26 protein-coding genes are annotated in these 26,126 nt (G+C 63.5%); 18 read left to right on the forward strand and 8 right to left on the reverse strand.

Annotated features, from left to right (window positions below):
* Window positions 1–24: 24 nt before the first annotated feature.
* Window positions 25–1,182 (reverse strand): cysteine desulfurase family protein, encoded by a 1,158-nt coding sequence (locus AC1MEK_RS10215; protein WP_480396151.1) that lies wholly within the window; start codon window positions 1,180–1,182, stop codon window positions 25–27.
* Window positions 1,183–1,391: 209 nt separating this feature from the next.
* On the opposite strand from AC1MEK_RS10215, the gene AC1MEK_RS10220 reads away from it, so the two are divergent.
* The 9 genes from AC1MEK_RS10220 to AC1MEK_RS10260 all read left to right on the forward strand — a co-directional run bounded on the left by AC1MEK_RS10220 (window position 1,392) and on the right by AC1MEK_RS10260 (window position 9,444).
* Window positions 1,392–1,853, forward strand: a complete 462-nt coding sequence (locus tag AC1MEK_RS10220; protein ID WP_480396152.1) for an Lrp/AsnC family transcriptional regulator — start codon at window positions 1,392–1,394, stop codon at window positions 1,851–1,853.
* A 238-nt stretch (window positions 1,854–2,091) separates the two neighbouring features.
* Window positions 2,092–2,853, forward strand: a complete 762-nt coding sequence (locus tag AC1MEK_RS10225; protein ID WP_480396153.1) for a GntR family transcriptional regulator — start codon at window positions 2,092–2,094, stop codon at window positions 2,851–2,853.
* Window positions 2,850–4,580, forward strand: a complete 1,731-nt coding sequence (locus AC1MEK_RS10230; protein ID WP_480396154.1) for a fumarate reductase/succinate dehydrogenase flavoprotein subunit — start codon at window positions 2,850–2,852, stop codon at window positions 4,578–4,580. The genes AC1MEK_RS10225 and AC1MEK_RS10230 overlap by 4 nt, the downstream gene beginning before the upstream one ends.
* Window positions 4,581–4,639: 59 nt before the next feature.
* Window positions 4,640–4,885: a 4Fe-4S dicluster domain-containing protein gene (locus AC1MEK_RS10235; RefSeq protein WP_480396155.1), complete on the forward strand. Its 246-nt coding sequence runs from the start codon at window positions 4,640–4,642 to the stop codon at window positions 4,883–4,885.
* A 224-nt stretch (window positions 4,886–5,109) separates the two neighbouring features.
* Complete coding sequence (locus AC1MEK_RS10240) at window positions 5,110–6,519, forward strand: ABC transporter substrate-binding protein (protein WP_480396156.1); 1,410 nt, start codon at window positions 5,110–5,112, stop codon at window positions 6,517–6,519.
* A 21-nt stretch (window positions 6,520–6,540) separates the two neighbouring features.
* A complete protein-coding gene (locus AC1MEK_RS10245) occupies window positions 6,541–7,323 on the forward strand; it encodes an ABC transporter permease (protein ID WP_480396418.1) in 783 nt (260 codons plus the stop codon).
* Window positions 7,323–8,171 carry an ABC transporter ATP-binding protein gene (locus tag AC1MEK_RS10250; protein ID WP_480396157.1) on the forward strand — a complete coding sequence of 283 codons (849 nt, stop codon included), beginning with the start codon at window positions 7,323–7,325 and terminating at the stop codon, window positions 8,169–8,171. The genes AC1MEK_RS10245 and AC1MEK_RS10250 overlap by 1 nt, the downstream gene beginning before the upstream one ends.
* 8 nt (window positions 8,172–8,179) lie before the next feature.
* Entirely contained in the window at window positions 8,180–9,151 is a 972-nt protein-coding gene (locus AC1MEK_RS10255; protein WP_480396158.1) for a HEAT repeat domain-containing protein, read from the forward strand.
* Window positions 9,148–9,444, forward strand: coding sequence for a DUF971 domain-containing protein (locus AC1MEK_RS10260; RefSeq protein WP_480396159.1), 297 nt, complete (start codon window positions 9,148–9,150; stop codon window positions 9,442–9,444). Before AC1MEK_RS10255 ends, AC1MEK_RS10260 begins: the two co-directional genes overlap by 4 nt.
* A gap of 135 nt (window positions 9,445–9,579) precedes the next feature.
* Here the strand turns inward: AC1MEK_RS10260 and pcsA are convergent, their stop codons facing one another.
* Window positions 9,580–10,299: a phosphatidylcholine synthase gene (pcsA, locus tag AC1MEK_RS10265; RefSeq protein WP_480396160.1), complete on the reverse strand. Its 720-nt coding sequence runs from the start codon at window positions 10,297–10,299 to the stop codon at window positions 9,580–9,582.
* A gap of 298 nt (window positions 10,300–10,597) precedes the next feature.
* On the opposite strand from pcsA, the gene AC1MEK_RS10270 reads away from it, so the two are divergent.
* Window positions 10,598–10,927, forward strand: coding sequence for a hypothetical protein (locus AC1MEK_RS10270; protein WP_480396161.1), 330 nt, complete (start codon window positions 10,598–10,600; stop codon window positions 10,925–10,927).
* A 131-nt stretch (window positions 10,928–11,058) separates the two neighbouring features.
* On the opposite strand, the gene AC1MEK_RS10275 is transcribed toward AC1MEK_RS10270, so the two are convergent.
* The 3 genes from AC1MEK_RS10275 to AC1MEK_RS10285 all read right to left on the reverse strand — a co-directional run bounded on the left by AC1MEK_RS10275 (window position 11,059) and on the right by AC1MEK_RS10285 (window position 14,475).
* Window positions 11,059–11,637, reverse strand: a complete 579-nt coding sequence (locus tag AC1MEK_RS10275) for an N-acetyltransferase family protein (RefSeq protein WP_480396162.1) — start codon at window positions 11,635–11,637, stop codon at window positions 11,059–11,061.
* Between the two features lie 212 nt (window positions 11,638–11,849).
* Window positions 11,850–13,844 (reverse strand): peptidase U32 family protein, encoded by a 1,995-nt coding sequence (locus AC1MEK_RS10280; protein ID WP_480396163.1) that lies wholly within the window; start codon window positions 13,842–13,844, stop codon window positions 11,850–11,852.
* 250 nt (window positions 13,845–14,094) lie between these two features.
* The gene (locus AC1MEK_RS10285) at window positions 14,095–14,475 is read right to left on the reverse strand and encodes a RidA family protein (RefSeq protein ID WP_480396164.1); all 381 of its coding nucleotides are present in this window, start codon (window positions 14,473–14,475) and stop codon (window positions 14,095–14,097) included.
* A 198-nt stretch (window positions 14,476–14,673) separates the two neighbouring features.
* Between AC1MEK_RS10285 and AC1MEK_RS10290 the strand changes: the two genes are divergently transcribed.
* From AC1MEK_RS10290 to AC1MEK_RS10325, 8 genes are all read left to right on the forward strand, one after another.
* Entirely contained in the window at window positions 14,674–14,898 is a 225-nt protein-coding gene (locus tag AC1MEK_RS10290; RefSeq protein ID WP_480396165.1) for a hypothetical protein, read from the forward strand.
* A gap of 301 nt (window positions 14,899–15,199) precedes the next feature.
* Window positions 15,200–16,555, forward strand: coding sequence for an MFS transporter (locus tag AC1MEK_RS10295; protein WP_480396166.1), 1,356 nt, complete (start codon window positions 15,200–15,202; stop codon window positions 16,553–16,555).
* Between the two features lie 3 nt (window positions 16,556–16,558).
* Window positions 16,559–18,322, forward strand: a complete 1,764-nt coding sequence (locus AC1MEK_RS10300; RefSeq protein ID WP_480396167.1) for a dihydroxyacetone kinase family protein — start codon at window positions 16,559–16,561, stop codon at window positions 18,320–18,322.
* Complete coding sequence (locus tag AC1MEK_RS10305) at window positions 18,315–18,785, forward strand: ribose-5-phosphate isomerase (RefSeq protein WP_480396168.1); 471 nt, start codon at window positions 18,315–18,317, stop codon at window positions 18,783–18,785. The genes AC1MEK_RS10300 and AC1MEK_RS10305 overlap by 8 nt, the downstream gene beginning before the upstream one ends.
* Complete coding sequence (locus tag AC1MEK_RS10310; RefSeq protein WP_480396169.1) at window positions 18,782–19,585, forward strand: triose-phosphate isomerase family protein; 804 nt, start codon at window positions 18,782–18,784, stop codon at window positions 19,583–19,585. The genes AC1MEK_RS10305 and AC1MEK_RS10310 overlap by 4 nt, the downstream gene beginning before the upstream one ends.
* Window positions 19,570–20,376, forward strand: a complete 807-nt coding sequence (locus AC1MEK_RS10315; RefSeq protein ID WP_480396170.1) for a sugar phosphate isomerase/epimerase family protein — start codon at window positions 19,570–19,572, stop codon at window positions 20,374–20,376. Before AC1MEK_RS10310 ends, AC1MEK_RS10315 begins: the two co-directional genes overlap by 16 nt.
* A gap of 4 nt (window positions 20,377–20,380) precedes the next feature.
* Window positions 20,381–21,250, forward strand: a complete 870-nt coding sequence (locus tag AC1MEK_RS10320) for a phosphogluconate dehydrogenase C-terminal domain-containing protein (RefSeq protein WP_480396171.1) — start codon at window positions 20,381–20,383, stop codon at window positions 21,248–21,250.
* A 97-nt stretch (window positions 21,251–21,347) separates the two neighbouring features.
* Window positions 21,348–22,385 (forward strand): Gfo/Idh/MocA family protein, encoded by a 1,038-nt coding sequence (locus tag AC1MEK_RS10325; protein WP_480396172.1) that lies wholly within the window; start codon window positions 21,348–21,350, stop codon window positions 22,383–22,385.
* Window positions 22,386–22,433: 48 nt separating this feature from the next.
* Here AC1MEK_RS10325 and AC1MEK_RS10330 read toward each other — a convergent pair whose 3' ends face one another.
* From AC1MEK_RS10330 to AC1MEK_RS10340, 3 genes are read right to left on the reverse strand one after another with little or no spacing between them, the layout of a single operon-like run.
* The gene (locus tag AC1MEK_RS10330) at window positions 22,434–23,399 is read right to left on the reverse strand and encodes a substrate-binding domain-containing protein (RefSeq protein WP_480396173.1); all 966 of its coding nucleotides are present in this window, start codon (window positions 23,397–23,399) and stop codon (window positions 22,434–22,436) included.
* A gap of 44 nt (window positions 23,400–23,443) precedes the next feature.
* Entirely contained in the window at window positions 23,444–24,547 is a 1,104-nt protein-coding gene (locus AC1MEK_RS10335; RefSeq protein WP_480396174.1) for an ABC transporter permease, read from the reverse strand.
* Window positions 24,544–26,124: a sugar ABC transporter ATP-binding protein gene (locus tag AC1MEK_RS10340; protein ID WP_480396175.1), complete on the reverse strand. Its 1,581-nt coding sequence runs from the start codon at window positions 26,122–26,124 to the stop codon at window positions 24,544–24,546. Before AC1MEK_RS10340 ends, AC1MEK_RS10335 begins: the two co-directional genes overlap by 4 nt.
* Window positions 26,125–26,126 lie beyond the last annotated feature (2 nt).

Raw genomic sequence — 26,126 nt, forward strand, 5'->3', positions numbered from 1 at the left:
AATGTAACCTCTAGAGGTTACTTCTCACCAGAATGTCGTGGACGTGCTGCTTAAGCGCTGGGCGATCACCGCGATAGCCTTTTCCACATCTGCCGCCTGGGTCCAGCGGCCCAGGCTCAGGCGCAGACTGCTGCTGGCCTGGGCCTGGGTCAGCCCGATCGCCAACAAAACATGGGACGCGCCGCTGCTGGCCGAGTTGCAGGCCGAGGTCGAGGATATGGCAATGTCGCCCGCCAGGCTCATGGCGTTGAAACCGGCCTTGTCGACGCAAATGTTCAGGGTGTGCGGCACGCGCTGGGCCGGGTCGCCATTGAGGCTGACGCCCGGCAGCTGCAGCAGGCCGTCGCGCAATTGCGCCGACAGTTCAGCGATGCGCTGGATTTCTTCGACCATCTCGGCGCTCGCCAGCGCATAGGCCGCACCCATGCCGACGATCTGGTGGGTGGCCAGGGTGCCGGAGCGGAAACCCTGCTCATGGCCGCCGCCGTGGATTTGCGCTTCCAGCAACGGCCGCGCACGCTCGCCGACGTACAGCGCGCCGATGCCTTTGGGGCCGTAGATCTTGTGCGCGGAAAACGACATCAGGTCCACCGCAAGCGCCTTCAGGTCGATGGCCAGCTTGCCTGCACCTTGCGCGGCGTCGACGTGGAAGATCGCCCCATGTTCACGCACCAGCTCGCCAATGGCGGCAATGTCGGTGACCGTGCCCAGTTCGTTGTTGACCAGCATCAGCGAGACCAGCAGGGTGTCGTCGCGCAACGCCTGGCGCACGGCTTCGGGCTGGATCAGGCCCTGGCTGTCGGGCTCCAGCCAGGTCACCGGGAAACCGGCCTGTTCGAGCTGGGAAACGGTGTCGACCACCGCCTTGTGTTCGATGCGGCTGGTGATCAGGTGGCGACGCGGGCCTTTGGCGCTCTGCGCAATGCCTTTGATCGCCAGGTTGTTGGATTCGGTGGCGCCGGAAGTCCAGATGATCGACTCGGCGGCGCAGCCCACCAGCTCGGCGACCTGACGTCGCGCCAGCTCTACGGCCTGGCGGGCCTGATTACCGTAACCGTGGGAGCTGGACGCCGGGTTGCCGAAGGTGCCTTCGCGGCCCAGGCAGGTGACCATGGCCTGGATGACCCGGTCATCGACAGGGGTGGTGGCGGCGTAGTCGAAGTAACAAGGAAGTGTGCTCATGGAGGAGAAATCCGCGCTGTCCGTAATGCAGAAAATACTACTAGCGCCGAACTGAAAAAAAATTGATAACTCGACGCTGATTTACGCACTGGATAGATTATTTTTCTCTTCGTTCTTGCCTTTGAGGAATAAGATTTCAGATCACCTGCAAAACAGGATTATCCTTATCGCTTTCGGCAATAACGCTCCCGATCCGGTGACCTCCCATCATGGACAAGTTCGACCAGGCGATACTCGCCATTCTGCAAACCGATTGCACCCGGCCCATCGCCGAAATCGCCGATGCCATCGGCCTGGGCAGCACTGCCTGCTGGCGCCGGGTGCAGAAACTGGAAGAGCAGGGGATGATTCGCGGGCGGGTGGCGTTGCTCGACGCGGCGCAACTGAACGTCGCCGTCACCGTATTCGCCGCGATCCGCACCAACCAGCACAACGCCCAGTGGCTGACACGCTTTCACGAGCTGATCGCGACCCTGCCCGAAGTGGTGGAGTGCTACCGCATGGCGGGGGACACCGACTACATGCTGCGCATCGTGGTGCCCGACATTGCCGGGTATGACGCGGTGTACAAGAAGCTGATCCAGCTGTCGGGGATCACCGATATCAGTTCCAGCTTCGCCATGGAGCAGATCAAGTCGACGACGCAGTTGCCGCTGACTTACAGCGCATAACCTCAAAAGCGGCGCAATTCATGTGGGAGCCGGCTTGCTGGCGAATACAGGGTGTCAGGCAACACATCATTGACTGACACCCCGTATTCGCCAGCAAGCCGGCTCCCACGGCCTTCGGCCAGAGTCAAACGCAAAGCGTCGGAAAACGCAGCCATAACCTTATATCCAAACGATATTTCCCAGCCGCAGCTTAGGCTCATTAAGATCAGGTCATAACTCGTTATAACAAGTGATCGCAATGACCGATTCCGCCACAAGCCTTTCATCCGTTTCCAGCGTGCCGCTGCACACTCAGCTGCGTGATCTGCTGCGCGCACGCATTCTCGATGGCGAATATGCGCAGAACAGCCGCATGCCATCGGAGAGCGAGCTGGGCGCCATGTTCAAGGTCAGCCGCATCACCGTGCGCCAGGCGCTGGGCGATCTGCAGAAAGAAGGGCTGATTTTCAAGATTCACGGCAAGGGCACCTTCGTCTCCAAGCCCAAGGCGTTCCAGAACGTCAGCACCCTGCAAGGCCTGGCCGAATCCATGACCGGGCGCGGTTTCGAGGTGATCAACCGCTTGCGCAGCCTGCGCTTCGTGCCTGCCGACAAGCTCGTCGCCCAGCGCCTGAACATTGCCGAAGGCGACACCGTGACCCAGATCAAGCGGGTGCGCCTGATCAACCGCGAGCCCGTCTCGCTGGAAGTGACCTGGTTGCCCGGCCACTTGGGCGAGCGCTTGCAGAACGCCGATCTGGTGACCCGCGACATCTTTCTGATCCTGGAAAACGACTGCGGCCTGTCCCTCGGCCACGCGGATCTGGCCATCGACGCCGTGCTGGCCGACGACGACCTGACCCAGGCACTGAACGTAGAGGCGGGCTCGCCGATCATGCGCATCGAGCGTCTGACCCACACCGCAGACGGCCAGCCCGTGGATTTCGAACACCTTTACTACCGTGGCGATGCGTTCCAGTACCGCTTGCGGATCGACCGTCATCGAGAGGCTCAGCCATGACACGCCAGACCCTTGAACAGGAATACGACATCGTGGTGATCGGCGGCGGCACTGCCGGGCCCATGGCTGCGATCAAGGCCAAGGAGCGCAATCGCGATCTGAAGGTGCTGCTGATCGACAAGGCCAACGTCAAGCGCAGCGGCGCGATCAGCATGGGCATGGACGGCCTGAACAATGCGGTGATTCCGGGCCACGCCACCCCTGAGCAGTACACCAAGGAAATCACCATCGCCAACGACGGCATCGTCAACCAGGCCGCGGTGTACGCCTACGCGACCCACAGCTACGAGACCATCGAGCAATTGGACCGCTGGGGCGTGAAGTTCGAGAAGGACGAAACCGGCGACTACGCGGTGAAGAAGGTCCACCACATGGGCGCCTACGTGCTGCCGATGCCCGAAGGCCACGACATCAAGAAAGTCCTGTATCGCCAGTTGAAGCGGGCTCGGGTGAGCATCACCAACCGCGTGGTCTGCACCCGGTTGCTGACTGATGCCGAGGGCGCGGTCAACGGCGTGATGGGCTTCGACTGCCGCACGGCGGACTTCCATGTGATCAAGGCCAAGGCGGTGATCCTGGCCTGTGGTGCGGCGGGGCGCCTGGGTTTGCCGGCGTCCGGCTACCTGATGGGCACCTACGAGAACCCCACCAACGCCGGCGACGGCTACGCCATGGCCTATCACGCCGGCGCCGAGCTTGCGAACCTGGAATGCTTCCAGATCAACCCGCTGATCAAGGACTACAACGGCCCGGCCTGCGCCTACGTCACCGGCCCGTTGGGCGGCTACACGGCGAACAACAAGGGCGAACGCTTCATCGAGTGCGACTACTGGAGCGGCCAGATGATGTGGGAGTTTCATCAGGAGCTGGAAAGCGGCAACGGCCCGGTGTTCCTCAAACTCGATCACCTGGCCGAGGAAACCATCCAGAACATCGAAGAAATCCTGCACAGCAACGAACGCCCCAGCCGCGGCCAGTTTCACGCCAATCGCGGCACCGATTACCGCAGCCAGATGGTGGAAATGCACATCTCGGAAATCGGCTTCTGCAGCGGCCATTCGGCCTCGGGGGTGTGGGTCAACGAACGTGCCGAGACCTCGGTCAAGGGCCTGTATTCCGCCGGTGACATGGCCGCCGTGCCGCACAACTACATGCTTGGCGCGTTCACCTATGGCTGGTTCGCCGGCAACAACGCCGCCGACTATGTGGCCGCGCGCGGCTTCACCGAGCTCGATGCCGGGCAGATCGAACGCGAGCAGGCGCGGGTCTATGCGCCGCTGGACCGTGAGCACGGTCTGCCGCCGGCCCAGGTCGAGTACAAGCTGCGCAGGTTCGTGAATGACTACCTGCAGCCGCCGAAAGTGACCAAGAAGATGCAGATCGGCCTGCAGCGCTTCAGCGACATCGAGCGCGACCTGGATCAGCTCAAAGCCAACAACGCTCACGAATTGATGCGGGCGATGGAAGTCAGCGTGATTCGCGACTGCGCAGAAATGGCCGCCCGAGCTTCGCTGTACCGCGCCGAGAGCCGCTGGGGCCTGTATCACCACCGGGTCGACCACCCGCTGCGCAATGATCGCGACTGGTTCTGCCACTGCCACCTGAAAAAGGACGAAAACGGGCAGATGGTCAGTTTCAAGAAGCCGGTGGAGCCCTACATCGTCGCCCTGGATGCCGATGAAATGCAGGCCTATGACCGCCTGCGGGTGTCTGTCGACGCCGCCTGAACCTGTTACAGCAGTGCATTGAAAAGAGAGAGCGCGATACGCGCCAAGGAATCCGTGAAATGGCCTACCAGCCCCAGGAAGTGTTCTTCCGCTCCAACGCTCCGGTGACCATCGACGAAGACAAGTGCATCGCCGAAAAAGGCTGCACGGTCTGTGTCGAGGTGTGCCCGATGGACCTTCTGGCGATCAATCCGGCGACGCAAAAGGCCTACATGGCCTTCGACGAATGCTGGTATTGCATGCCCTGTGAAAAAGACTGCCCCACCGGCGCGGTCAAGGTCGAAATTCCGTACCTGCTGCGCTGATACCCAACCCTGTGGGAGCGAGCTTGCTCGCGAATGCGTCATGGCAGGCAGTTCGATTTGTCAGAACGTGTGCTTTCGCGAGCAAACGAAGGCCTGCAGGTGATGTTTGCAGTTTTCCAAAGCCATCCGGACACCCCGGACGCCCGAGCCTTACCCCCTCGTTTCCCACCGCGCCTGATCGCGGCGCAGACGACTCTATTATCTTGATTCAAGGGGAGACACCCATGCTATTGCGCGCCACTTTGGCCAGCCTCGTGCTGGCGACCCTGAGCCTGTCGGCCCAGGCCCAGACCATCCGCATCGCCATCGGCACCCAGGACACCACCATCAACTGCGCCGCTGGCGGGTTGTTGATCCGTGAGCTGGGCCTGCTGGACAAATACCTGCCCCACGACGGCAAGTACAAGGATGCGACCTACGACATCCAGTGGAAGAACTTCACCAGCGGCGCGCCGCTGACCAATGAAATGGTCGCCGGCAAACTCGACTTCGGCGCCATGGCCGATTTCCCTGGCGCCTTCAACGGCGTGGCTTTCGAAGGCGCGGGCAAGCACAGCCTGTTCATCAGCGTGCTGTCGGGCAACATCAAGGGCAGTGGCAACGGCATTGTCGTGCCGGCCGATTCCAGCGCGCAGTCGCTGGCCGATCTCAAGGGCAAGACCATTTCCGTGCCGTTCGCTTCCACGGCCCACGGCATGCTGCTGCGTGCGGTAGCCGCCCAGGGCTGGGACCCGCTCAAGGATGTGAACATCATCGCTCAGGCGCCGGAAGTGGCAGGCTCGGCGCTGCAAGCCAACAAGATCGACGCTCACGCCGACTTCGTGCCGTTCGCCGAGCTGTTCCCCAACCGAGGCTTCGCCCGCAAGATCTACGACGGCTCCCAGGCCAACGCGCCGACCCTGCATGGCGCGCTGGTGGACGAAAGCTACGCCCGGCAGTACCCGGAAGTGGTGGTGGCGTACCTGCGCGCCGGCATCGAAGCCAGCCAGCTGCTGGCCGCAGAGCCTGAGAAATACAGCGAGCTGATCGAGAAGGTCACTGGCGTCGAAGCCGAGGTGAACTACCTGTTCCACGGGCCGCTGGGCCTGCAGACCCGCGACCAGACCTGGAAACCCGAATACCGCCAGGCGGTCGGCACCGCCATCGATACCCTTAAACTGCTGAAGAAGGCCGATCGCGGGCTGGACCTGAACACCTTCATCGACGACCAGTACATTCGTGCGGCGTACAAGGCTGCAAATCTGGACTACAACGCACAGCTGGCCAACTACGCGCAGTCCCCGCTCAAGGCTGACGATGCGCTGACTGGCAAGCCGATCACCGAGTTCGGCCATGTCGCAGAAATCTGGGTCAAGGGCGAGCCCAAGGTCCGCCATTACGCCTCCGCCGAAAACGCTTTCACCGCACTGCAAGCCCTGAAAAAGGACGGCAAGGACATTCGTGCGGTGTACGCCCAGGCCGAAGACAGCGGCATCAAGCTGCTGGCCAGCCAGGCGTGGTTCGCTTCCGACAGCAAAGGGCGGCTGAACGCCTTCCTGCTCAAAGGCCAGGCGCAGCAGTTCGCCCAGGCCCAGGGCGGCAAGGTGCTGGATTTCAATGACGCCAGCGCCCACGTGGCGGTTGCCAGCCGCTGAGTCGCTCAGGAGCCAATGATGATGCCCAGTCAAACCCTTCGCCTACTGCCCAGAGCCGCCTCTCTGCTGATTTGCCTCGGCTTCTGGCAGCTGGCGGCCAGCCAGCACTGGAACCTGTTGCTGGTGACCTTCGGCAACGTACCCACCCCGCTGGCCGTGGCGCAGGCGGCGCTGAACCTGCTGGATTCCGGCCGCCTGCTGCAGCACCTGAGCGCCAGCCTCGGCCGGGTATTCGCCGGGTATCTGGCGGCGGTGGTGGTCGGCGTGGGGCTGGGCGTGGTCATTGGCCGTTCGCGTTGGGCCGAAGACTTGCTCCTGCCGCCGCTGGAGATGCTGCGACCGATCCCGGCGGTGGCGTGGATTCCGCTGGCGATCCTGATGTTTCCGTCGTCGGAGTTGTCGATGGTGTTCATCACCTTCACCGGCGCGCTGTTTCCGATCCTGCTCAACACCGTGCACGGCGTGGAGGGCGTCGACCGGCGCCTGATCGCCTCGGCCAGCAGCCTGGGCGCGGGCAAGGGCGCGATCCTGCGGGAAGTGATCCTGCCCGGCGCTGCGCCCGGGATCATCACCGGGCTTGCCATTGGCATGGGCACATCCTGGTTCTGTCTGGTGACCGCCGAGATGATTTCCGGGCAGTTCGGCATCGGTTACTACACCTGGGAGTCGTACACCATCCAGAACTACCCGGACATCGTCGTCGGCATGCTGCTGATCGGCCTGTTGGGCATGGGCAGCAGCCTGTTGATCAAACGTCTGGGACTGTTGCTCACGCCCTGGCACCGACCACGAGGAAACGCCTGATGAACATGAACACCAGCCCTGGCGGGCGCATCGACGTGCGCGGCATTTCCATCCGCCTGGGCGAAGGGCAAGCCGCGTTTGAGGCGGTGCAGGGGCTCGACTGCCAGATCGAATCCGGCCAGTTCGTCTGCATTCTCGGCCCTTCGGGCTGCGGCAAGTCCACCTTGCTCGGCGCCTTGGCGGGGCATCTTCAGCCGGCGGCAGGCCGCCTGCAGGTCGATGGCGCCGACGTCCAGGGGCCCTCGCCACAGCGCGGCATGGTGTTTCAGCAACACACGCTGTTTCCCTGGCGCACGGTGCGCGAGAACGTCGCGTTCGGCCTGAAGATGAGCGGCGTGAGCAAAGCGCAACGGCTGGCCGAGGCCGATGAAATGCTCGCGCTGGTGGGCCTGGAAGGCTTTGCCGGGCACTGGCCCAATCAGTTGTCTGGCGGCATGCAGCAGCGGGTGGAGATCGCCCGGGTGCTGATCAACCACCCACGGCTGCTGCTGATGGACGAACCCTTTGGCGCACTGGATGCGCTGACCCGCATGAAGATGCAGGCGTTGCTGCTGGACATCTGGACGCGGATTCGCACCACCGTGGTGTTCGTCACCCACGACATCGACGAGGCGCTGTTCCTGGCCGACCGGATTCTGGTGATGAGCTCCCGGCCTGGACGCTTCATCGAAGATCTGCGCCTGGATTTCCCAAGGCCGCGGAACACCGAGCTGCTGACCAGCCCGGCCTTCGCCCGGCTCAAACGCCACTGCCTGGAATTGCTGCACCACGAGAACGGCGGGCAACTGCCGCGCCTGAATCCGCTTGGGCTTCCCCATGAACACGACGGACTGCGACTGGCTTTATGAGTGCCCCTATGACTGACCTGACCTGCAACCTTGATGACATCGACCACCCGGACATCCTCGCGCTCAAACCGCGCCTTGAGGACCCCGACCCGGGTGTGCGGCGCATCGCCCTGATCGATCTGGCCGACCTGGAAGAGCCGGACGGCCTGCTCTGGCTGGTCGACCGGCTGGCCCGCGACCCGGCCGAGCCGGTGCGCGCCCAGGCGGCGGCATTGCTGGAAGCCTGGGAAGAACCCGAGGTGGTGCAGGCCCTGTGTGAGGCGCTGACCGATCCCGCTACGTCAGTGCGCGAGGCGGCGGCCCAGAGCCTGAGCGTGCTGAAAACACCGGAGGCGGGCAGGGTGATCCTGCCGTGGACGGCCCATGAAAGCGTGGGCGTGCGCATCGCAGCGTTTCGCGCCTTGCGTGAATTGCGTCTGGATGAGGCAGCGCCAGCGGCTCTTGCTGCGCTTGAGGATGGCAGCGCAGAAGTGCGGCGTGAGGCGGTGGGCGTGCTCGGCTGGCTGAAGAACACCGACGCGCTGGATGCGCTGGCCAATCTGGCCAGCCAGGATCCGGACAGCGAGGTGCGCCGGTCGGCGACCGGTGCCCTGGGGCTGGCCACTGATGCGAGCGTGTTGCCGGCGTTGTCACGGGCGTTGCAGGACGGCGTCTGGCAGGTGCGTGAAGAGGCCGCGACGACCCTGGGCAAGGTCGGGCAACTTCAGGCCGGCCCGGCCTTGATCGACGCGCTGGCCGATGAATACTGGCAGGTGCGGCTGCGCGCGGCCCGCAGCCTGGGGCGGCTGCGCCATCCCGATGCGTTGGCGCCGTTGATCGAAACGCTGAACCACAGCATCAGCAACTTGCGCAAGGAAGCGGCGCTGGCCTTGGGTGAGTTGCGCGACAAGGCGGCCCGGCCTGCGTTGCTGCAGCTTGAGCACGACGCCGATCCGGAAGTGCGCAAGGCCGTGCGCATTGCGCTGGGGCAGTTGCCATGAACGCGGCGCCTGTTTCCATCGGCAACTCCCGCGAGCGTCAGTCATTACGATTGAGTTGGCAGGATGGCCGAGAACAGCAACTCGATCATGTGCTGCTGCGCCAGCAGTGCCCGTGTTCGCAATGTCGGGCGTTCAGGTTGCGGGGGATGACGCCGGTGGTGGCGTCTACGGTGAGGTTGCTGGAAGTGCATCCCCAGGGCTACGGCGTGCAACTGGTGTTCAGCGACGGGCACCAGCGCGGGATTTATCCGTGGGCGTATCTGGCCGCCATGGAAAGTCGTGGACACCACTGAAAATCCTGCGGACGCGGTCCACCCTGTAGGAGCGAATTCATTCGCGAAGCGGCCTGTCAGGCGATGCTGCAATGTCGCCAGAACGATTGTTCGCGAATGAATTCGCTCCTACAGGTGGATCACAACCCGAGGCTTTTAAAACCGCGCCTTGTCGATCCACTCCAGGGACGTGCGCCAGATGCAGATCCCAAGGAAATACGCCGACATCGCCAGCCACACCCACAGCACGAAGGTGCCGTTATACGGGTGGTTGAGCACCAGCAGGAAACTGCACAGAAACCAGATGCTGGTCACGGCGATGTTGATCGGCATGAAGCGGCGCACGCGAAACGGGTGGAGGAACTTCATCCGGGTCACGGTCAAAAGCGCCAGGCAGATCACCGTGATGAAGGTCAGCCACGGCGCGGGCGAGAGGATGTAGACGCACAGCACGACCACGTTCCAGGCCGCCGGGAAACCCTGGAAATAGTTGTCCTTGCTCTTCATCTCCACGTTGCAGAAGCAGAACAGCGACGACACCAGGATGATCGACACGCTTAGCAGCAAGGTGTAGTCAGGCAGCGGGATGTAGCGGTACATGAACAGTGCCGGGATGAACACGTAGGTCAGGTAGTCGATCACCAGGTCCAGCACCGAACCGTCGAAATTGGGCAGCACCGACTGCACGTTGACCTTGCGTGCCAGCGAGCCGTCCACGCCGTCCACGATCAGGGCGATGCCCAGCCATAGCAGGCAGGCCTTGGGCTGGTTGTCGAGCAGGGCGATGGTGGCGAGGAAAGCGAGCACGACGCCGGTGGCCGTGAAGCCATGGGCGCCCCATGCTTTGAGCCAGGCGATGCGTTGAATTGGGATCATGGACGGTCCTTCAGAAAATAAGGCCAACCTGACGGGCCCGCCGCGTGAAGATGCCGACAGACCTGGCCAGAGGTGCAACTATCGACAGGTTCGCGAGCGATAAGGTTCACCTCCAACTTCTACACGGTAGCAGGCGGCGCGGCCTTGCGTTGCCTGTTTGTCATGAGACTGTGCATGTTTTTTTCGGCCGGCTGCGCCGTTGGTCGGCTGGGCTGAAAAGGCGGCATTATACTGGCCCCTCGCGCACGGCCATCTCTGCACAATCCACCACCTATCAAATAGTTAGGCAAGGATCTGCATGCAAACTATCAAGGTCGTGTTGCTGTTCTGTGGGTTGGCGGGCGCCTCATCCCTCACGTTTGCAAGGGATCTTTCCAGCCATGAGCGCGACCTGTGCACCTGGGGCGCCGGGGTCGCTGCCACGGCGCAGCAGTACAAACTGTCGGGGCTGACCCTGTACGGCGCACGAAACAAGATGCAGGCCCGACGCTTTCCCCAGCAGTGGATGCGCATGAGCGCCCTGGGGATCACCGAGCAGACCTACGACAGCCCCTCGCGCATGCGCCCGGAAAGCGTGAGGCAGGTGTATTACGAAGGCTGCACCCGGCATGAGCTTGCCCGACGTTGACCATCTGAACACCAACCCCTCTGTACGCAACGATCAGCCTCCCGTAGCAGCCGGGCTTGCCCGCGGGAGCGATCTTGAGGACTGTGCGACCTTGAGGGCGGCCGCCGGCAAGCCGTGCTGCAACGGGACGCTCAACCGCGCAATGACAACCGCTGCATCAGATACGCCTCGCCGGTCACCCGAATCATCGGATGCGGCGTGATCTGACACGTCTTGATCACCGCAAACCCATGGCGCTCATAAAAGCGCCGGGCACCGGTGTTGGCGGCGTAATCGATCAGGCTCAATCCTTTTAGCCCCATCTGATTGGCCCGCGATTGCGCACGTTCGAGAAACTTCAGCCCCAACCCTTTGTTGCGCCAGCCTTCATGCAGGGCCAGGCTGGAAATGTAGAGCGTGTCCGGCACCTCCATATCGGCATAAGGCGCCAGCACCGGGTCGGTGACCGGCGATGGCTGCGGATCCTCGCGCATGGCGTAGCTGTGCATCATCCCGATGACCGAGCCTTGCGACTCGGCAATCAGGCAATTCTGGTAGGAAAAATCCACATCTTCCCGGGCATAACGCCGGGTGCCCACTTCCAGCAGTTCCTCTCCCGGTTCTGCCAACTGGCTCCAGATGTAATCGGACGCGCCTTCGGAGGTGATCTGAAACAGGCGGGCGATCTCCCGCGCATCCTGCGGTGTGGCCGGGCGAAACTCGACAGTCATGGACAAGGCTCCAGTGGCACAAGGGCGCCTGTTATAGCGTGGAGTTTCAGCGGCTTGCCATGGGTTGGCGCAGGCGGGTCGCAATCAGGCCTGCGGCCGTCGTTGTGGGGGCGGTATTGGACACGTAGCAGCAGGGCTTGCCCGCGGGGCGATCTTGAGAACGCTCCCGCCGGCAAGCCGTGCTGCTACGAGTTGTGAATTGAATCAACGACTCAATGCGGCGCCCGTGGGATGGTCTTGAGCAGGTCGGCCGGGCTGATGTGGCCCACCACCGGCGCGCTGCCCGGTTGTGGCGAGCTGAGGATGTGGCCTTTCATCTTGCCGATGATGTGCATTTCGCACGGCTTGCAGTCGAATTTCAGGGTCAGGACTTCATCGCCTTGAATCAGCTGCATCGGCGCCACCTTGGTTTTCACGCCGGTGACGCCCTTGGCCTGTTTCGGGCACAGGTTGAAGGAAAAACGCAGGCAGTGCTTGGTGATCATCACCGGCACTTCGCCCGGTTCTTCGTGGGCCTCGTACGCCGCGTCGATCAGTTGCACGCCATGACGATGATAGAAGTCACGGGCTTTCTGGTTGTAGACGTTGGCCAGGAACGACAGGTGCGACTCGGGGTAGACCGGCGGCGGGCTGGTCTCGGCCTTGCGTCCACCGCGCGGATGGGCGGCGACACGGGCGGCGGTCAGGGCTTCGATCACTTCGCGGCGCAGGGCCTTGAGTTGCGAGTTGGGGATGAAGAACGCCTGCGGCGCGTCCAGCTTCACATCGGTGGCGTGGTACTGGGTGGTACCGAGTTGGCCCAGCAGATCGCGCAGTTGCTCCAGCGCCTGTTCCGGCTTGTTGGCGGCACCGAACGGGCCATCCAGCGCCACGCTGGCACTGATGCCTTCTTCGCTGGTGACCGTCAGATCCAGACGTTCCTCACGCAGGGTGGCCTGCCAGCTCACGCCGATGCGGCGTTCGGCGGAGGTCTTGAGCAGGGCCTGCTGCCAGTTGTGATCGAGGTTGCGGCTCAGCGGGTGGTTCGGGCGTACCTTGTACAGGTCGGCCGGCATCTCGTTGGGTTCGACGCGGTAGCGATAGCGTTTCTCGCCCTCTTCGTCGAACTCGCCTTTGGGCTCGGCGACGTTGGCGCGGAAACCCACGACTTCACGTTTGATCAGCACGTTCAGGCCGTCACCGTTGGACAGCGGCTCGTGGGTGACCACTTGCAGGTCGCGCTTGCCGACTTTTTCCACCACGCCCACCGGCAGGCCGGTGAAGGTCGGGGTGTCGAAGGCGCCGATGTCGATCTTGCGGTCGGTGACGAAGTAATCGGTACTGCCCCGGTGGAAGGTCTTTTCCGGGTCCGGCACGAAGAAGTGCGCGGTACGGCCGCTGGAGGCGCGGGCCAGGTCCGGGCGGTCTTCGAGCACGTCGTCCAGGCGCTGGCGGTAATAGGCCGTGATGTTCTTCACATAGCCCATGTCCTTGTAGCGGCCTTCGATCTTGAACGAGCGCACGCCGGCTTCGACCAGGGCGCGGATGTTGGCGCTCTGGTTGTTGTCCTTCATCGACAGCAGGTGTTTCTCGAAGGCCACGACGCGGCCCTGATCGTCCTTGAGCGTGTAGGGCAGGCGGCAGGCCTGGGAGCAGTCGCCACGGTTGGCGCTGCGGCCAGTCTGGGCGTGGGAAATGTTGCACTGGCCGGAGAAGGCCACGCACAGGGCGCCGTGGATGAAGAACTCGATGGCGGCATCGGTCTGGTCGGCGATGCTGCGGATTTCCTGCAGATTCAGCTCGCGGGCCAGCACCAGCTGGGAGAAACCGGCCTGATCGAGAAATTTCGCCCGCTCAAGCGTGCGGATGTCGGTCTGGGTACTGGCATGCAACTCGATCGGCGGGATGTCCAGTTCCATGACGCCCAGATCCTGAACGATCAGCGCGTCGACGCCGGCGTCGTACAGCTGGTGGATCAGCTTGCGCGCCGGCTCCAGCTCGTTGTCGTGCAGGATGGTGTTGATGGTGGTGAACACCCGCGCGTGATAGCGGTGGGCGAATTCCACCAGTTCAGCGATATCGCTGACTTCGTTGGCCGCGTTGTGCCGCGCGCCGAAGCTCGGGCCGCCGATGTAAATAGCGTCGGCGCCGTGCAGGATTGCCTCGCGCGCGATGCTTACATCGCGGGCAGGGCTGAGCAATTCCAGGTGATGCTTGGGTAGGGACATGTTTTTCTAGTCAGGGTCGTCACGGTCAAGGCGCGCATTGTACCGGTGAATCAACCCCGCGACATCCCTGGGCTGCCCGGTGGGCGACCCAGTGAGCTGCGCATCGCTGCTTCTGGCCGAAGGCCGTGGGAGCCGGCTTGCTGGCGAATGCGGGAATTCAGCAACATCTATAGCGGCTGACACAACGCTTTCGCCAGCAAGCCGGCTCCCACAGGTATGCGCTTCGCAAGTTAGCGGTAGTGCAGAAAAATCAGCCTTTGGCCGCCATCGCCGTCACTTCCACGCGCATGCCCTCGACCGCCAGCGCGGAGACGCCGACAGCAGCACGCACCGGCCAGGGTTTGGCGAAGAAGCGTTTGTAGACTTCGTTGAATGCGGCGCGGTCGGCCATGTCGGTCAGGTAGATGGTCAGGTGCATGACCCGGTCCATCGAACTGCCCGCACGTTCCAGCGCCACTTTCAGCGCCTGCAGCGTGCATTCGCTCTGCAGGGTGATGTCGCCCAGTTCCAGGCTGCCATCGGCGCGGGTCGGGACTTGGGTCGAGACCAGAATGCCGGCGAAACCGGCGACATCGGAGGAAATGGAGTCGGCATCGGGATCGGGCGTGAAGACAACGTTTTCGCTGGACATAGGCATCTCGTGATTGAAGTGAATCGCAAACCCGCCGCAGACGCGACCGGCATGACCGGCTGACATCATAAGGCACAACGCAGGGTTTCCGTCGCCTGGCCCGCAAAGCCAGTGAAAATGACCGGCCCGCCATTCTGCCCGGCAGCTCAAGCGCTATGATCGCCTCGTTCAGGATCATCCTCGGAATGGAGGTGTGTCATGGGCTTTACGATTTTCTATACCTTCGAAGGCTGCGAACGGGCGCTGGAATGTCATGACGACACCCTGTGCTCCCACGATGCGGTGTATTACGCCCTGATTCATTCCGGCGCGCAGCTGGGCGTTTCGGGCAGCGAATGGCAGGGCAGTTACCATTCGATGGTGCAGACGGCGGAGCGCTCCGGCGTCAGTCAGATACGCTGGCATCGTTCGCCAGCGCAGTGAGCGGCCGCTAACGCGCTTGGGCTGTACCTTTTCAATTTCGATGAACGGTAAGAACCGCCAGAACAGCCCATAAGCCGGGCCGTCCTGGCGGTTATGCCGTGCGTGATTTTAGGTTGTATAGAGATCATACCATCACCACAGTATACAAATGAAAAATGCCGTGATAGAACGTTGCTCAAGCTTAACGTTTGCCCTGCGACGCCAAGCCAAGGTCTGGGTCGCTGCCTTTGAGCGGCCCTAATAAGAAAATCACCTCATCACACCAGTCCTCCGGGGCCTGTCGATGAGCCGGAGAATCGCCATGCATGACAGCTCCGCATCCCCGGTCGAGCAATCGGCCATCCGCAAGGTTTCCATCCGCCTGGTGCCGTTCGTGGCACTCATGTTCTTCATCAATTTTCTCGACCGCACGGCGATCTCCTTTGCCGGGCCCAATGGCATGACCCAGGACCTGGGCCTGACCATCGCTCAGTTCGGGCTGGCGTCAGGGATCTTCTTCATCGGCTACATCCTGCTGGAAGTGCCGAGCAACCTGGCCTTGCACAAGTTCGGCGCGCGCAAGTGGCTGGCGCGGATCATGGTTTCGTGGGGCGTGGTGTCGTTGCTGTTCACCTGGGTCAGCAGCGTCGAAGGCCTGTATGCACTGCGCCTGTTGCTGGGCATCGCCGAGGCGGGGTTCTTTCCCGGCGCGATCCTGTTTCTGAGCCTGTGGGTGCCGGCGCGCTATCGCAGCAAGATCCTTGCGTTGTTCTATCTTGCGCAGCCGCTGACCATCGTCATCGGTGCGCCGCTGGCCGCGTGGCTGATCGGCCACGACGGGTTGTTCGGGCTGTCGGGCTGGCGGGTGATGTTTCTCGGCGTGTCGCTGCCGGCCATCGCGGTCGGGGTCATGGCCTGGTATTACCTGGTCGATCATCCGCGCCAGGCCAAGTGGCTGAGCGCCGAGGAGAAAGCCTGGCTGGTCGATGAGCTCGATCGCGAGCAGGGCCAGGCGCGCCACAGCAAGCACCACCTGAGTGTCGGTGCGGCCATGCTCAACGGTCGGGTCTGGGTCCTGTGCCTGATCTACTTCGGTTTCATCTACGGGCTGTACGCGCTGTCGTTCTTCCTGCCCACCATCATCGGCGGCTTCCAGTCGCAGTTCGGCACCACCTTCACCGTGTTCGAGAAGGGGCTGATTACGGCGATTCCCTACCTGCCCGCAGCAGTGGCGCTGTACCTGTGGTCCCGGGACGCAACCCGTCGCGGCTGCCGGACCTGGCACATCGCGCTACCAGCACTGACCGGCGCAGTGAGCATTCCACTGGCGCTGGCCATGGGCTCACCGACTGCGACCGTGGCCGTGGTGACCATCACCGCCTGCTCGATCTTCGCCGCGCTGCCCAATTTCTGGACGCTGCCGACCCAGTTCCTCACCGGCGCCTCGGCCGCTGCGGCCGTCGCCCTGATCAACACCGTGGGCAACGTCGCCGGGTTTTCGGCGGGCTTTGTGACCGGCGCGCTCAAGGAGTCCACCGGCGGCTACATGGTGCCGATGTTCGTGGTCGGCGGCCTGATGCTGATGTCGGCCGTCCTCATGCTCGCGCTGGGCACCCGTCGCCGGGTGGTCGAGCCCGCCGCCAAAGCCGTCTCGCAACAGGTCCTCCAGGGAGAATAAGAAATGACCCGTTTGTTCAACCAACCTGCAGATTTCGCCAGCGAACTGGTGGAGGGCTTCGTCGCCGCCCACCGCGACAAAGTGCGCCAGGTGCCCGGTGGCGTGCTGCGCAGTACCCAGTGCAAGGCGGCAGAGGTGGCGCTGGTCATCGGCGGCGGCTCCGGCCACTACCCAGCGTTCGCCGGGCTGGTCGGCCAGGGCCTGGCCCATGGCGCGGTGATGGGCAACCTGTTCGCCTCACCTTCGGCGCAACAGATCTACAGCGTGGCCCGGGCGGCGCACAAGGGCGGCGGCGTGCTGCTGGGCTATGGCAACTACGCCGGCGACGTGCTGCATTTCGGCCTGGCGCGGGATCGGCTCAACGCCGAAGGCATCGCCTGCGAAGTCATTGCGGTGACCGACGACATCTCCAGCGCCTCGCGGGACGAACTGCACAAACGCCGAGGCATCGCCGGCGATCTGGTGGTGTTCAAGACGGCCGCCGCCGCCTGCGAAGCGGGTTATGACTTCAATGAGGTGGTGCGCATCGCCCGCCATGCCAACGCCCGCACCCGCTCGTTGGGCGTGGCGTTCTCCGGCTGCACCTTGCCCGGTGCCGATCATCCGTTGTTCGAGGTGCCGCAAGGCAAGATGGCCCTGGGCATGGGCATCCATGGCGAACCGGGCATCGACGAGGGCCCGGTGCCCAGCGCCGATGAACTGGCGAACATTCTGGTGTCCTCGTTGCTCGCGGAATTGCCAGCAGGCGTGACCCAGGTGGCGGGGCAGCGGGTGGCGGTGATCCTCAATGGCCTGGGCAGCGTCAAGTACGAAGAACTCTTCGTGCTGTACCGGCGCGTCGCTCAACTGCTCGACGCCGCCGGTTTGACCGTGGTCGAGCCTGAGGTCGGCGAGCTGGTCACCAGTTTCGACATGGCCGGGTTGTCCCTGACCCTGTGCTGGCTCGACGCCGAGCTTGAAGGATTCTGGCGCGCTCCGGCATCGACCCCGGCCTACCGCAAGGGCGTTATGGCCCTCGATGCGCAGCAGGCCGAGGCTGATAGTCAGGTGTTTGACGAATTGGTCATCCCTGCGGCCAGCGTCAAATCCCGGCGCAGCGCCCACTGTGTCCTGCAGGCGCTGGAAGCAGCGCAGCAGGTGGTGATCAAACAGGTTGACGAGTTGGGCCGCATCGATGCGGTGGCCGGCGATGGTGATCACGGCATCGGCATGCAGCGCGGGGTCATCGCGGCAGTCGCCAAAGGCCGTGAAGTCCTGGCGCTCAATGCGGGCGCCGGAACGCTGCTGCGCATGGCCGCCGATGCCTGGGCCGACCAGGCGGGTGGCACCTCGGGCGCGCTCTGGGGCGTGTTGTTGACCGCTCTGGGTACCGCGCTGGGCGATCGACAGGATCCTGATGCCCTGTCAGTGGCCGAAGGCATGCGCCGCGCCAGCGACGGCATCCAGCATTTTGGCAAGGCGCAGGTGGGCGACAAGACCATGGTCGATGTGCTGGTGCCGTTCAGCGCTGCGCTGACTCAGGCCGCGGGGCAGGGTCTGGAACTGCATGAGGCCTGGCAACGGGCGGCGCAGGTCGCCAGCGACGCCGCAGCCGCCACCGCCGAGCTGCGCCCGCGCATCGGCCGAGCCCGCCCACTGGCGGAAAAAAGCCTCGGCACGCCGGATGCCGGCGCCTCATCGCTATCGCTGATCATCAATGCCATCGAGCCGGTCCTGCGGGCTGGCGCCATGGCACCCCGTCGAGTCGAGGAGACCGTTCATGAATGACCCACTGCGCATTGTCATCGGCGCCGATGACGCCGGTTACGAATACAAGGAAGCCCTCAAGCGCGACCTGCTGGCCTTGCCCGATATCGAGCTGGTGGAAGATGTCGGTGTCGACAGCCAGAGCCACACCGCCTATCCGCTGGTAGCGATCGCGGCCGCGGAGAAGATCGCCTCGGGCCAGGCTGATCGGGCGCTGCTGATCTGCGGCACTGGCCTGGGCATGGCAATTTCCGCCAACAAGGTGCCCGGTGTGCGCGCGGTCACGGCCCATGACAGTTTTTCGGTGGAACGGGCAGTGCTGAGCAACAACTCCCAGGTGTTGACCTTCGGCCAGCGAGTGATCGGCCTGGAGCTGGCCCGGCGTCTGCTCAAGGAGTGGCTGACCTACCGCTTCGACGAGCAGTCGGCGTCGGCGCAGAAGGTGCAGACGCTGACCGATTACGAGCGGGTCAGCGCCCGATGAGCGCGCCCGTCGTCACCTTGGGCGTCAGCCTGAAAATGTACTTCGGCTATCGGCGTACGCTCGACTGGTGCCAGGCCATCGCCGCGCAATTGGCCGCTCACGCCGACGTGCGCAGCGGCGCCATCGAAGTGTTCGTGATCCCCAGTTATCCGGCCCTGGCCCCTGTGCTGGAAATGTTCGACGGCCTGGCCCGGGTCGGCGCGCAAAACCTGTTCTGGGAGGACGAAGGCGCTTTTACCGGTGAAGTCAGCCCATTGATGCTGCGGGAAATGGGTTGCCGTGTCGTCGAAATCGGCCACGCCGAACGCCGCCGCTACTTCGCCGAAACCGATCGGCAGATTGCCGACAAGACCGCTGCCGCCTGGCGCAACGGGCTCACCCCGGTGCTGTGCCTGGGTGAGGAGGCGCGCGGTTCGGTGGATCAAGCGCTGCAGGTGTGTCTGCAACAGCTGGATGCCTCGCTGTCCAGTGCCCGGCACAAGGGGCTGCGCGGCGAGCTGATCCTGGCTTACGAGCCGCAATGGGCCATCGGTGCCGCCACGCCAGCGTCTGCCAACTACATCGGTCAGGTCTGCCAGGCACTGCGTGAAGCCACGGCCGATGACAGCGTCAGGGTGATCTACGGCGGCAGCGCCGGCCCCGGCCTGCTCAGCCAGTTGGGCGGGCAGGTGGACGGGCTGTTTCTGGGGCGCTTCGCTCACGATCCGGCGGCGTTCGCCAGCATCCTCGACGAAGCCGCACAGCTGTGCGACCGGGCAAGCACGAACCGGAAGGAGGGCGCAGCATGGCAATCGGCCTGAGTACCTATTCATTCTTCTGGCGCGCCAGCGAGCGCGTGCCCCATCCGCTGGACTTGTCGGCCATGTTGCAGCAAACCGCGGAACTCGGCGCCCGGGTGTTCCAGATCTGCGATTACAAGGGCATCGAGGCGCTGAACATCGGCCAGTTGCGCGACCTCAAGCGCCAGGCCGACGAGCTGGGTCTGGTGCTGGAACTGGGCACACGGGGATTGGAGACCGAGCATCTGCGCAAATACCTGGGCCTGGCCGAGGTGCTCGACGTGCGCCTGTTGCGCAGCATGTTCAACAGCAACAGCCTCAAACCCACGGCCGACCAGGCGTTCGAGTTACTGCAGAAGGTGCTGCCGGGCTTCGTCGAGCAGGACGTGAAGCTGGCGCTGGAAACCTACGAGCAAGTGCCCACGCGCACCGTGCTGGAGGTGATCGAGCGCATCGACAGCCCGTGGCTGGGCATCTGCCTGGACCCCGGCAACTGTGTCGCCGCGCTGGAGAACCCGACCGCGGTGATCGACGCCACGGCCGAGCGCGTGCTCAACCTGCACGTCAAGGATTTCGCCTTTTCCCGCCGCGACGGCTGGGTCGGCTTCACCTTTGCCGGATGCCCGATGGGCGAGGGCTTGCTGGATTACCCGTACATGCGCGGCAAGGTTCGGCCCACGAGCCGGCAGATCAACCAGATCATCGAACACTGGCTCCCCTGGCAACTGGACGCGGCCACCACCTGCGCGCTGGAAGACCAGTGGACCCGGCACAACCTGAACTACCTGAATGCAAGGCAAACCGAGGAGTAATCCCATGACATACGAACTCAAGAAAATCGCGATTGTGGGCGCCGGCGGCAAGATGGGCATGCGCATCTCCAGAAACCTGCAGGGCAGCCACTACAGCGTGACGTACTGCGAAAACTCGCCCAGGGCGCAGGAGCAGATCATTCAGGCTGGCCGCAGCCTGTCGGTGACCAACGAGGTCGTGCCACAGGCCGACGTGGTGATCCTGGCGGTGCCGGACGTCGCGCTGGAGGCGGTGTCGGCGCAAGTGGTGCCGCAAATGAAAAACGGCGCGATCCTGCTGACCCTCGACCCGGCGGCGTCCTATGCCGGGCTGTTGGCCCAGCGCGAAGGCATTCACCAGGCCGTGGCGCACCCTTGCCATCCTTCGGTGTTCCTTGAGCGATATACCAAGGAAGAACACGCCGATGCCTTCGGCGGCAACGCCGCGGTGCAGGATGTCTGCGCGGCGTTCGAATCCGGCAATGACAAGCAGCGTTCGGAGCTGGCCAACATCATCGCCGTGATGTACGGCCCGGTCGGCGTGGTGCATTGGGTCACGGTCAAGCAACTGGCCTACCTGGAGCCGACCCTGGTGGAAACCGTGGCCTGCATGGTCGGCAGCTTCATGAAAGAGGCGCTGGATGAAACCATCAACCGCATCGGTGTGCCGGAGGCGGCGGCCAAGGCCATGCTCTACGGGCATATCCAGATCGCCCTGGCGGTGTCGTTCAACAGCACCAACCCGTTCTCCGACGCCTGCATGATCGCGATGGAATACGGCCGCGAACAGATCATCAAGCCCGACTGGAAGAAGATCTTCGAGGAAAAGGAACTGGACCTGATCATCGCCCGCATGCTCAAGATCGATGCGGTGCGCAAAGCCGACGCCGCTTGATTCATACTCGTTGCAGGCTTTTTTGGCGTCCGTGGGCTCTGCCCCCGGGCGTCTTTTTATGTGTGGCGCACCAGAACCCTAAAAAGGAAGACAGGAAATGGACACCAAGCCCCTGCGCGGCGCGTTGATCGGCTGCGGTTTTTTTGCCCTCAATCAGCTGCGCGCCTGGCAAGACATCAAGGGCGTCGAGATCGTCGCACTGTGCGACCGGGACCCTGCGCGCCTGGCCGACTTCGCCCGCCACGCGCCTCAGGCTGCGACCTTCACCGACGCACAGACCCTGCTCGAGGAGCTTGAACTGGACTTTATCGACATCGCCACCCCGACCTCGGCGCACAAGCCCTTGGTGCTGATGGGCGCAGAAGCCGGCGTCGACGTCATCTGCCAGAAACCCTTTGCCGCGACCCTGGACGATGCCCGGCTGATGATCGAAACCTGCGCTGCGCGCGGCGTGAGCCTGACCGTGCACGAAAACTTCCGCTGGCAGGCGCAGGTGCGGGCGCTGATCGAGCAATTGCGCAGCGGCGTGATTGGTGCGCCGTTCTTTGGCCGGGTGAGCTTTCGCAGCGGCTTCGATGTGTACCGGCTGCAGCCGTACCTGGCGCAAACCCCGCGCTTCATCATCGAGGATCTGGGCGTGCATGTGCTGGACATCGCCCGAGCGCTGTTCGGCGAGGTGGCGCGGCTTGCCTGTGAGACCCGTCGGGTCAATCCTGCTATCGCCGGGGAGGATGTGGCCACGGTGATGCTGGCCCATGAACAGGGCGCCACTTGCGTGGTGGATTTCAGCTACGCGACCCGGCTGGCCAGTGATCCGTTTCCGCAAACCCTGATCGAGGTCGACGGCGAGCGAGGCTCGTTGCGCCTGCTGGCGGATTTCAGGCTGCAGATTCACGACGCCAACGGGCATGTCGAAACCCTGGATGTGTCGCCGGTGGCCCCGGCGTGGAGCGAGGCGCCCTGGCGGGCGATTCAGGAAAGTGTGCTGCGCCTGCAGCGCGAATGGCTGGCCAACCGCTTGAGCGAGCGGGATTGCGAGACGTCGGGCGTCGACAATTTCAATACCCAGGCGCTGGTGGAAGCGGCCTACGCGTCGGCAGCCAGCGGTGCTACGGTAGTGCCCGCGCGACGTTGAAAGCCCGTGCTGTTGCGGGGCGACAAAAGCGCCCCGCAGCAGGCGGTATCAGCGCATGCCGAAGCCGCCTTCGCGCACTTGCTTGCTGTTGTCGCGGGACACCATCACGCAGTCCACCGACTGTTTTTCCGGCTTGTCGGACTTGCCAGTGCGCAGGAATTGATCGGCCTGTTCCATCGCCATGGCCGCCATCTGCGTCGCCTGTTGCAGGCCCGTGGCGATGATCGGGCCGTCAGCTGCAATTTGCCGCACCACGTCCGGATTGCCGTCGATGCCCACCACTTTGACCTGGCCTTTGCCGGCATTTTTCAATGCCGCCGCCGCGCCCAGGGCCATGGTGTCGTTGCCTGCCAGCACGCCGACGATATTGGGGTTGGCCTGGATGATCGACTGCATGACGTTGTAGCCCTGAGTCTGATCCCAGTTGGCCGATTGCTGCGAGACCATTTTCAGGTCCGGGATCTGGTCCAGCACCCGGTGAAAGCCCTCGGACCGCACATGGGCGTTGACGTCAGAACTGCGCCCGATCAACTCCACGTATTCGCCCTTGAAGCCGACCTGCTCGGCGAAATATTCGGCCACCGAGGTCGCGCACTGGGAGTTGTTGGAGACGATCTGCGCGGTGGCGATGCCGTTAGCGTTCACTTCACGGTCGATCAGAAACACCGGAATCTTCGCTTCTTGCGCGCGCTTGACCGCCGCGATCGAGGCGTCGGAGCCCGCGTTGTCGAGGATGATCGCCGAGGCGTTGTCGCCAATGGCGGTCTGCACCAGGCGCAGCTGGATGTCCGGGTCGTCCTGATGCACCAGGGCATTGGTGCGGTAGCCGAGTTTTTTCGCGGCGGCCTCGGCGGTGTCGGACTCGGCCTTGTAGAACGCGTTGCTGTGAGACGGGGTGATGATCACGATCAGGTGATCAGCCGCTTTGAAATCGGCAGCCGACGCGGTCATCGGGATCAAGGCGGCAGACAGCACGGCCAGTGACAGCAAGTTGCAGGAGAAGAGTCTTTTCATTGTTCTAGTCATCCCTCGTGGTAGAAGCGTTCATGTCGGAAAAATCAGGCCGCAGTGCCTGGCGCGCCCCGGTCCTCCTGGGCCCTGGCCTGGCGCTGGGCGCTGGAAACCTCGACGCGGCGTTGCAACTGATCGACCACCACCGCCAGCACAATCACGGCGCCGGTGATGACGGTCTGCCAGAAATCGGAAATCCCCACCAACACCATGCCGTTGCTCAGCACGCCCAGCACGAAGGCGCCGATGATAGTGCCGCCGATGGTGCCCACGCCGCCGAACAGCGAAGCGCCGCCCAGCACCACCACGGCAATGGCGTTGAGTTCGTAGGAGGTGGCGATGGCCGGGTTGGCGGCGCCCAGGCGCGAGGCGATGATCAGCCCGGCCAGTGCCGCGCAAAAACCGGAAATGGCATAGGTGCCGATCTTCACCCGGCTGACGCGCACGCCTGACAGTTCGGCGGTGCGCTCGTTGCCGCCGATGGCGAACACCTGGCGGCCGAAGACGGTCTTGCGGCTGATGTATACGGCCACCAGAGTCAGCAGAATCATCAGCCAGATCGACACCGGCACCGACAGCACCCGTGCGGTGCCCAGCAGCAGAAAACCGCTGTTGTTCAATTCGGCCTGGCCGGTCAGGTCGCCGTAGGTGGCGCCACCGGACACCAGCTGCGCCGCGCCGCGCGCCATGTACAGCATGCCCAGGGTCATGATGAACGGCGTGACTTTGAGCCGGGTGATGAACCAACCGTTCAGCGCGCCGACCAGTGTCCCCAGCGCCAGGCTGATGATGCAGATCACCGGGATGCTGAAAAACGCCGAAACCCCGAGCCACGGCAGCCGCAGCCCTTCGCTGATCAGGTAACCGGCGACCATCGCCGCCAGGCCCGCCACCGCACCGACCGACAGGTCTATACCCGCCGCAAGAATGACGAAGGTCATGCCGATGCCGAGAATGGCGAACACCGCGACCTGCTCTGCGACGATCACCAGATTGCGCGCCGAGAGAAATGACGGCGCGATGGAAGAGAACAGAATCACCAGCAGCGCCAGGGCCAGATAGGCGCGCAACCTGAGCAGCAGCAAGGGCAGGGAACGCAGGCTGATCGAGGCGGTTTTGCGGGCAGGCAGGGAAAGAGATTCGGCCATCATGCGATTTCCTTCTGGGTGAGGGCCGGGGCAGCCGGCTCCTTGCGCGTCACTTGGGACCAGCCCACCAGAGTGGGTTCGTCCAGTTGCTGGCGGGTGAGATTGGCGGTGATGCGGCCCTGGCACATCACCAGCGCGCGATCGGCGCCACCGATGATTTCGCCCAGGTCGCTGGAGGCATAGAGGATGGTCAGGCCGGCTTTGGCCAGGCGGTCGAGCACGTCGAACAGCTCGCGCCGGGCCTTGATGTCGATGCCCCGGGTCGGCTCGTCGAGCAATAGCACGTGGGGTTGGGTGAGCAGGTTCTTGCCCACCACGACTTTCTGCTGGTTACCGCCGGACAACGAAGAAATCGCGACTCCGGCATTTTCAGTCTTGATGTGCAGTTCACGAATCATCCGCGCCACGTCCGCGTCCATCGGCTGGCGTGCCAGACCGTCGACGCGCTTGTAGCGGTTCAGATTGGCCAGCAGCAGGTTGTCGCGCACCGATGCGTGGGTAACCAGCCCCAGTTTCTGCCGGTCTTCGGGCACCAGGGCGATGCCGGCGCGAATGCGCCCGCCGATGTCCTGGCGAAGGGGCAGGGCCCGGCCATTGATTTCGATGCGGCCAGCGATGGCCTGGCGCAGGCCGATCAGGGTTTCGAACAGCTCGGTGCGACCGGCGCCCATCAGCCCGTAGAAGGCCACGATCTCGCCGCGACGGACGCTGAACGACACCTTGTCCAGCAGCAGGGTGCCGCGCTCGCTGGCCACGTCCAGATCGGTGACGCTCAACACCTGCGGCGCATCGAGAAACCGCTCGGGATCGTTTGCGCTGCGCAGTTCGGTGGTCATCTGGCTGCCAATCATGCGTTGCACCAGCCAGTCGATGGTCACCGCGCCGCGCACGCCAGTGCCGACCAGTTGGCCGTCACGCAGCACCGTGAAGTGGTCGCCGATCTCGATCAGTTCCTCCAGCCGGTGGGAGATGTAGATGATCGAGACGCCCTGGCGCTTGAGGTCGGCGATCAGCGAAAACAGCACACCTACCTCGGCCTCGCTCAACGACGAAGTGGGTTCGTCGAGAATCAGCACCCTGACGTCACTGACCAGGACTTTGGCGATCTCGACGATCTGCCGCTTGCCGATGCTCAACTCCTGGACCAGCGCATCGACGTCGATGTCCTGGCCCATGCGCTGTAGGGTGGCGTGGGCGCGCTGACGTTGTTCATCGATCAGCAGGCGGCCGAAACGGCTGCGCAATTCCTTGCCGATGAACATGTTCTCGGCAACGCTCAGGTTCGGGCACAGGTTGAGCTCTTGGTGGACGATGCCGATCCCGAGGGCCATGGCCTGACGTGGGTTGCTCAGTGTCAGCGCTTCATCACCGGTAAACATTTGCCCTGAGGTGGGCTGTTCAATTCCGGCGAGGATTTTCATCAGGGTCGATTTGCCTGCGCCGTTCTCGCCGATCAGCACGTTGACCTGGCCGTGCACCACATCGAAGTCCACACCCTTGAGTGCTGTCGTGCCTTGATACACCTTGCGAATCTGCCGCGCGTGCATCGCCAGCGTCGGGGCAGGAGTTGGGGCATTCATCC

It is taken from the genome of Pseudomonas sp. 2 (assembly GCF_056627435.1).

Bases quoted from the DNA above. Each gene is read 5' to 3' on its own strand.
- AC1MEK_RS10215 (WP_480396151.1), bottom strand. From the start codon at position 1,182: ATGAGCACACTTCCTTGTTACTTCGACTACGCCGCCACCACCCCTGTC.
- AC1MEK_RS10220 (WP_480396152.1), top strand. From the start codon at position 1,392: ATGGACAAGTTCGACCAGGCGATACTCGCCATTCTGCAAACCGATTGC.
- AC1MEK_RS10225 (WP_480396153.1), top strand. From the start codon at position 2,092: ATGACCGATTCCGCCACAAGCCTTTCATCCGTTTCCAGCGTGCCGCTG.
- AC1MEK_RS10230 (WP_480396154.1), top strand. From the start codon at position 2,850: ATGACACGCCAGACCCTTGAACAGGAATACGACATCGTGGTGATCGGC.
- AC1MEK_RS10235 (WP_480396155.1), top strand. From the start codon at position 4,640: ATGGCCTACCAGCCCCAGGAAGTGTTCTTCCGCTCCAACGCTCCGGTG.
- AC1MEK_RS10240 (WP_480396156.1), top strand. From the start codon at position 5,110: ATGCTATTGCGCGCCACTTTGGCCAGCCTCGTGCTGGCGACCCTGAGC.
- AC1MEK_RS10245 (WP_480396418.1), top strand. From the start codon at position 6,541: ATGCCCAGTCAAACCCTTCGCCTACTGCCCAGAGCCGCCTCTCTGCTG.
- AC1MEK_RS10250 (WP_480396157.1), top strand. From the start codon at position 7,323: ATGAACATGAACACCAGCCCTGGCGGGCGCATCGACGTGCGCGGCATT.
- AC1MEK_RS10255 (WP_480396158.1), top strand. From the start codon at position 8,180: ATGACTGACCTGACCTGCAACCTTGATGACATCGACCACCCGGACATC.
- AC1MEK_RS10260 (WP_480396159.1), top strand. From the start codon at position 9,148: ATGAACGCGGCGCCTGTTTCCATCGGCAACTCCCGCGAGCGTCAGTCA.
- pcsA (WP_480396160.1), bottom strand. From the start codon at position 10,299: ATGATCCCAATTCAACGCATCGCCTGGCTCAAAGCATGGGGCGCCCAT.
- AC1MEK_RS10270 (WP_480396161.1), top strand. From the start codon at position 10,598: ATGCAAACTATCAAGGTCGTGTTGCTGTTCTGTGGGTTGGCGGGCGCC.
- AC1MEK_RS10275 (WP_480396162.1), bottom strand. From the start codon at position 11,637: ATGACTGTCGAGTTTCGCCCGGCCACACCGCAGGATGCGCGGGAGATC.
- AC1MEK_RS10280 (WP_480396163.1), bottom strand. From the start codon at position 13,844: ATGTCCCTACCCAAGCATCACCTGGAATTGCTCAGCCCTGCCCGCGAT.
- AC1MEK_RS10285 (WP_480396164.1), bottom strand. From the start codon at position 14,475: ATGTCCAGCGAAAACGTTGTCTTCACGCCCGATCCCGATGCCGACTCC.
- AC1MEK_RS10290 (WP_480396165.1), top strand. From the start codon at position 14,674: ATGGGCTTTACGATTTTCTATACCTTCGAAGGCTGCGAACGGGCGCTG.
- AC1MEK_RS10295 (WP_480396166.1), top strand. From the start codon at position 15,200: ATGCATGACAGCTCCGCATCCCCGGTCGAGCAATCGGCCATCCGCAAG.
- AC1MEK_RS10300 (WP_480396167.1), top strand. From the start codon at position 16,559: ATGACCCGTTTGTTCAACCAACCTGCAGATTTCGCCAGCGAACTGGTG.
- AC1MEK_RS10305 (WP_480396168.1), top strand. From the start codon at position 18,315: ATGAATGACCCACTGCGCATTGTCATCGGCGCCGATGACGCCGGTTAC.
- AC1MEK_RS10310 (WP_480396169.1), top strand. From the start codon at position 18,782: ATGAGCGCGCCCGTCGTCACCTTGGGCGTCAGCCTGAAAATGTACTTC.
- AC1MEK_RS10315 (WP_480396170.1), top strand. From the start codon at position 19,570: ATGGCAATCGGCCTGAGTACCTATTCATTCTTCTGGCGCGCCAGCGAG.
- AC1MEK_RS10320 (WP_480396171.1), top strand. From the start codon at position 20,381: ATGACATACGAACTCAAGAAAATCGCGATTGTGGGCGCCGGCGGCAAG.
- AC1MEK_RS10325 (WP_480396172.1), top strand. From the start codon at position 21,348: ATGGACACCAAGCCCCTGCGCGGCGCGTTGATCGGCTGCGGTTTTTTT.
- AC1MEK_RS10330 (WP_480396173.1), bottom strand. From the start codon at position 23,399: ATGAAAAGACTCTTCTCCTGCAACTTGCTGTCACTGGCCGTGCTGTCT.
- AC1MEK_RS10335 (WP_480396174.1), bottom strand. From the start codon at position 24,547: ATGATGGCCGAATCTCTTTCCCTGCCTGCCCGCAAAACCGCCTCGATC.
- AC1MEK_RS10340 (WP_480396175.1), bottom strand. From the start codon at position 26,124: ATGAATGCCCCAACTCCTGCCCCGACGCTGGCGATGCACGCGCGGCAG.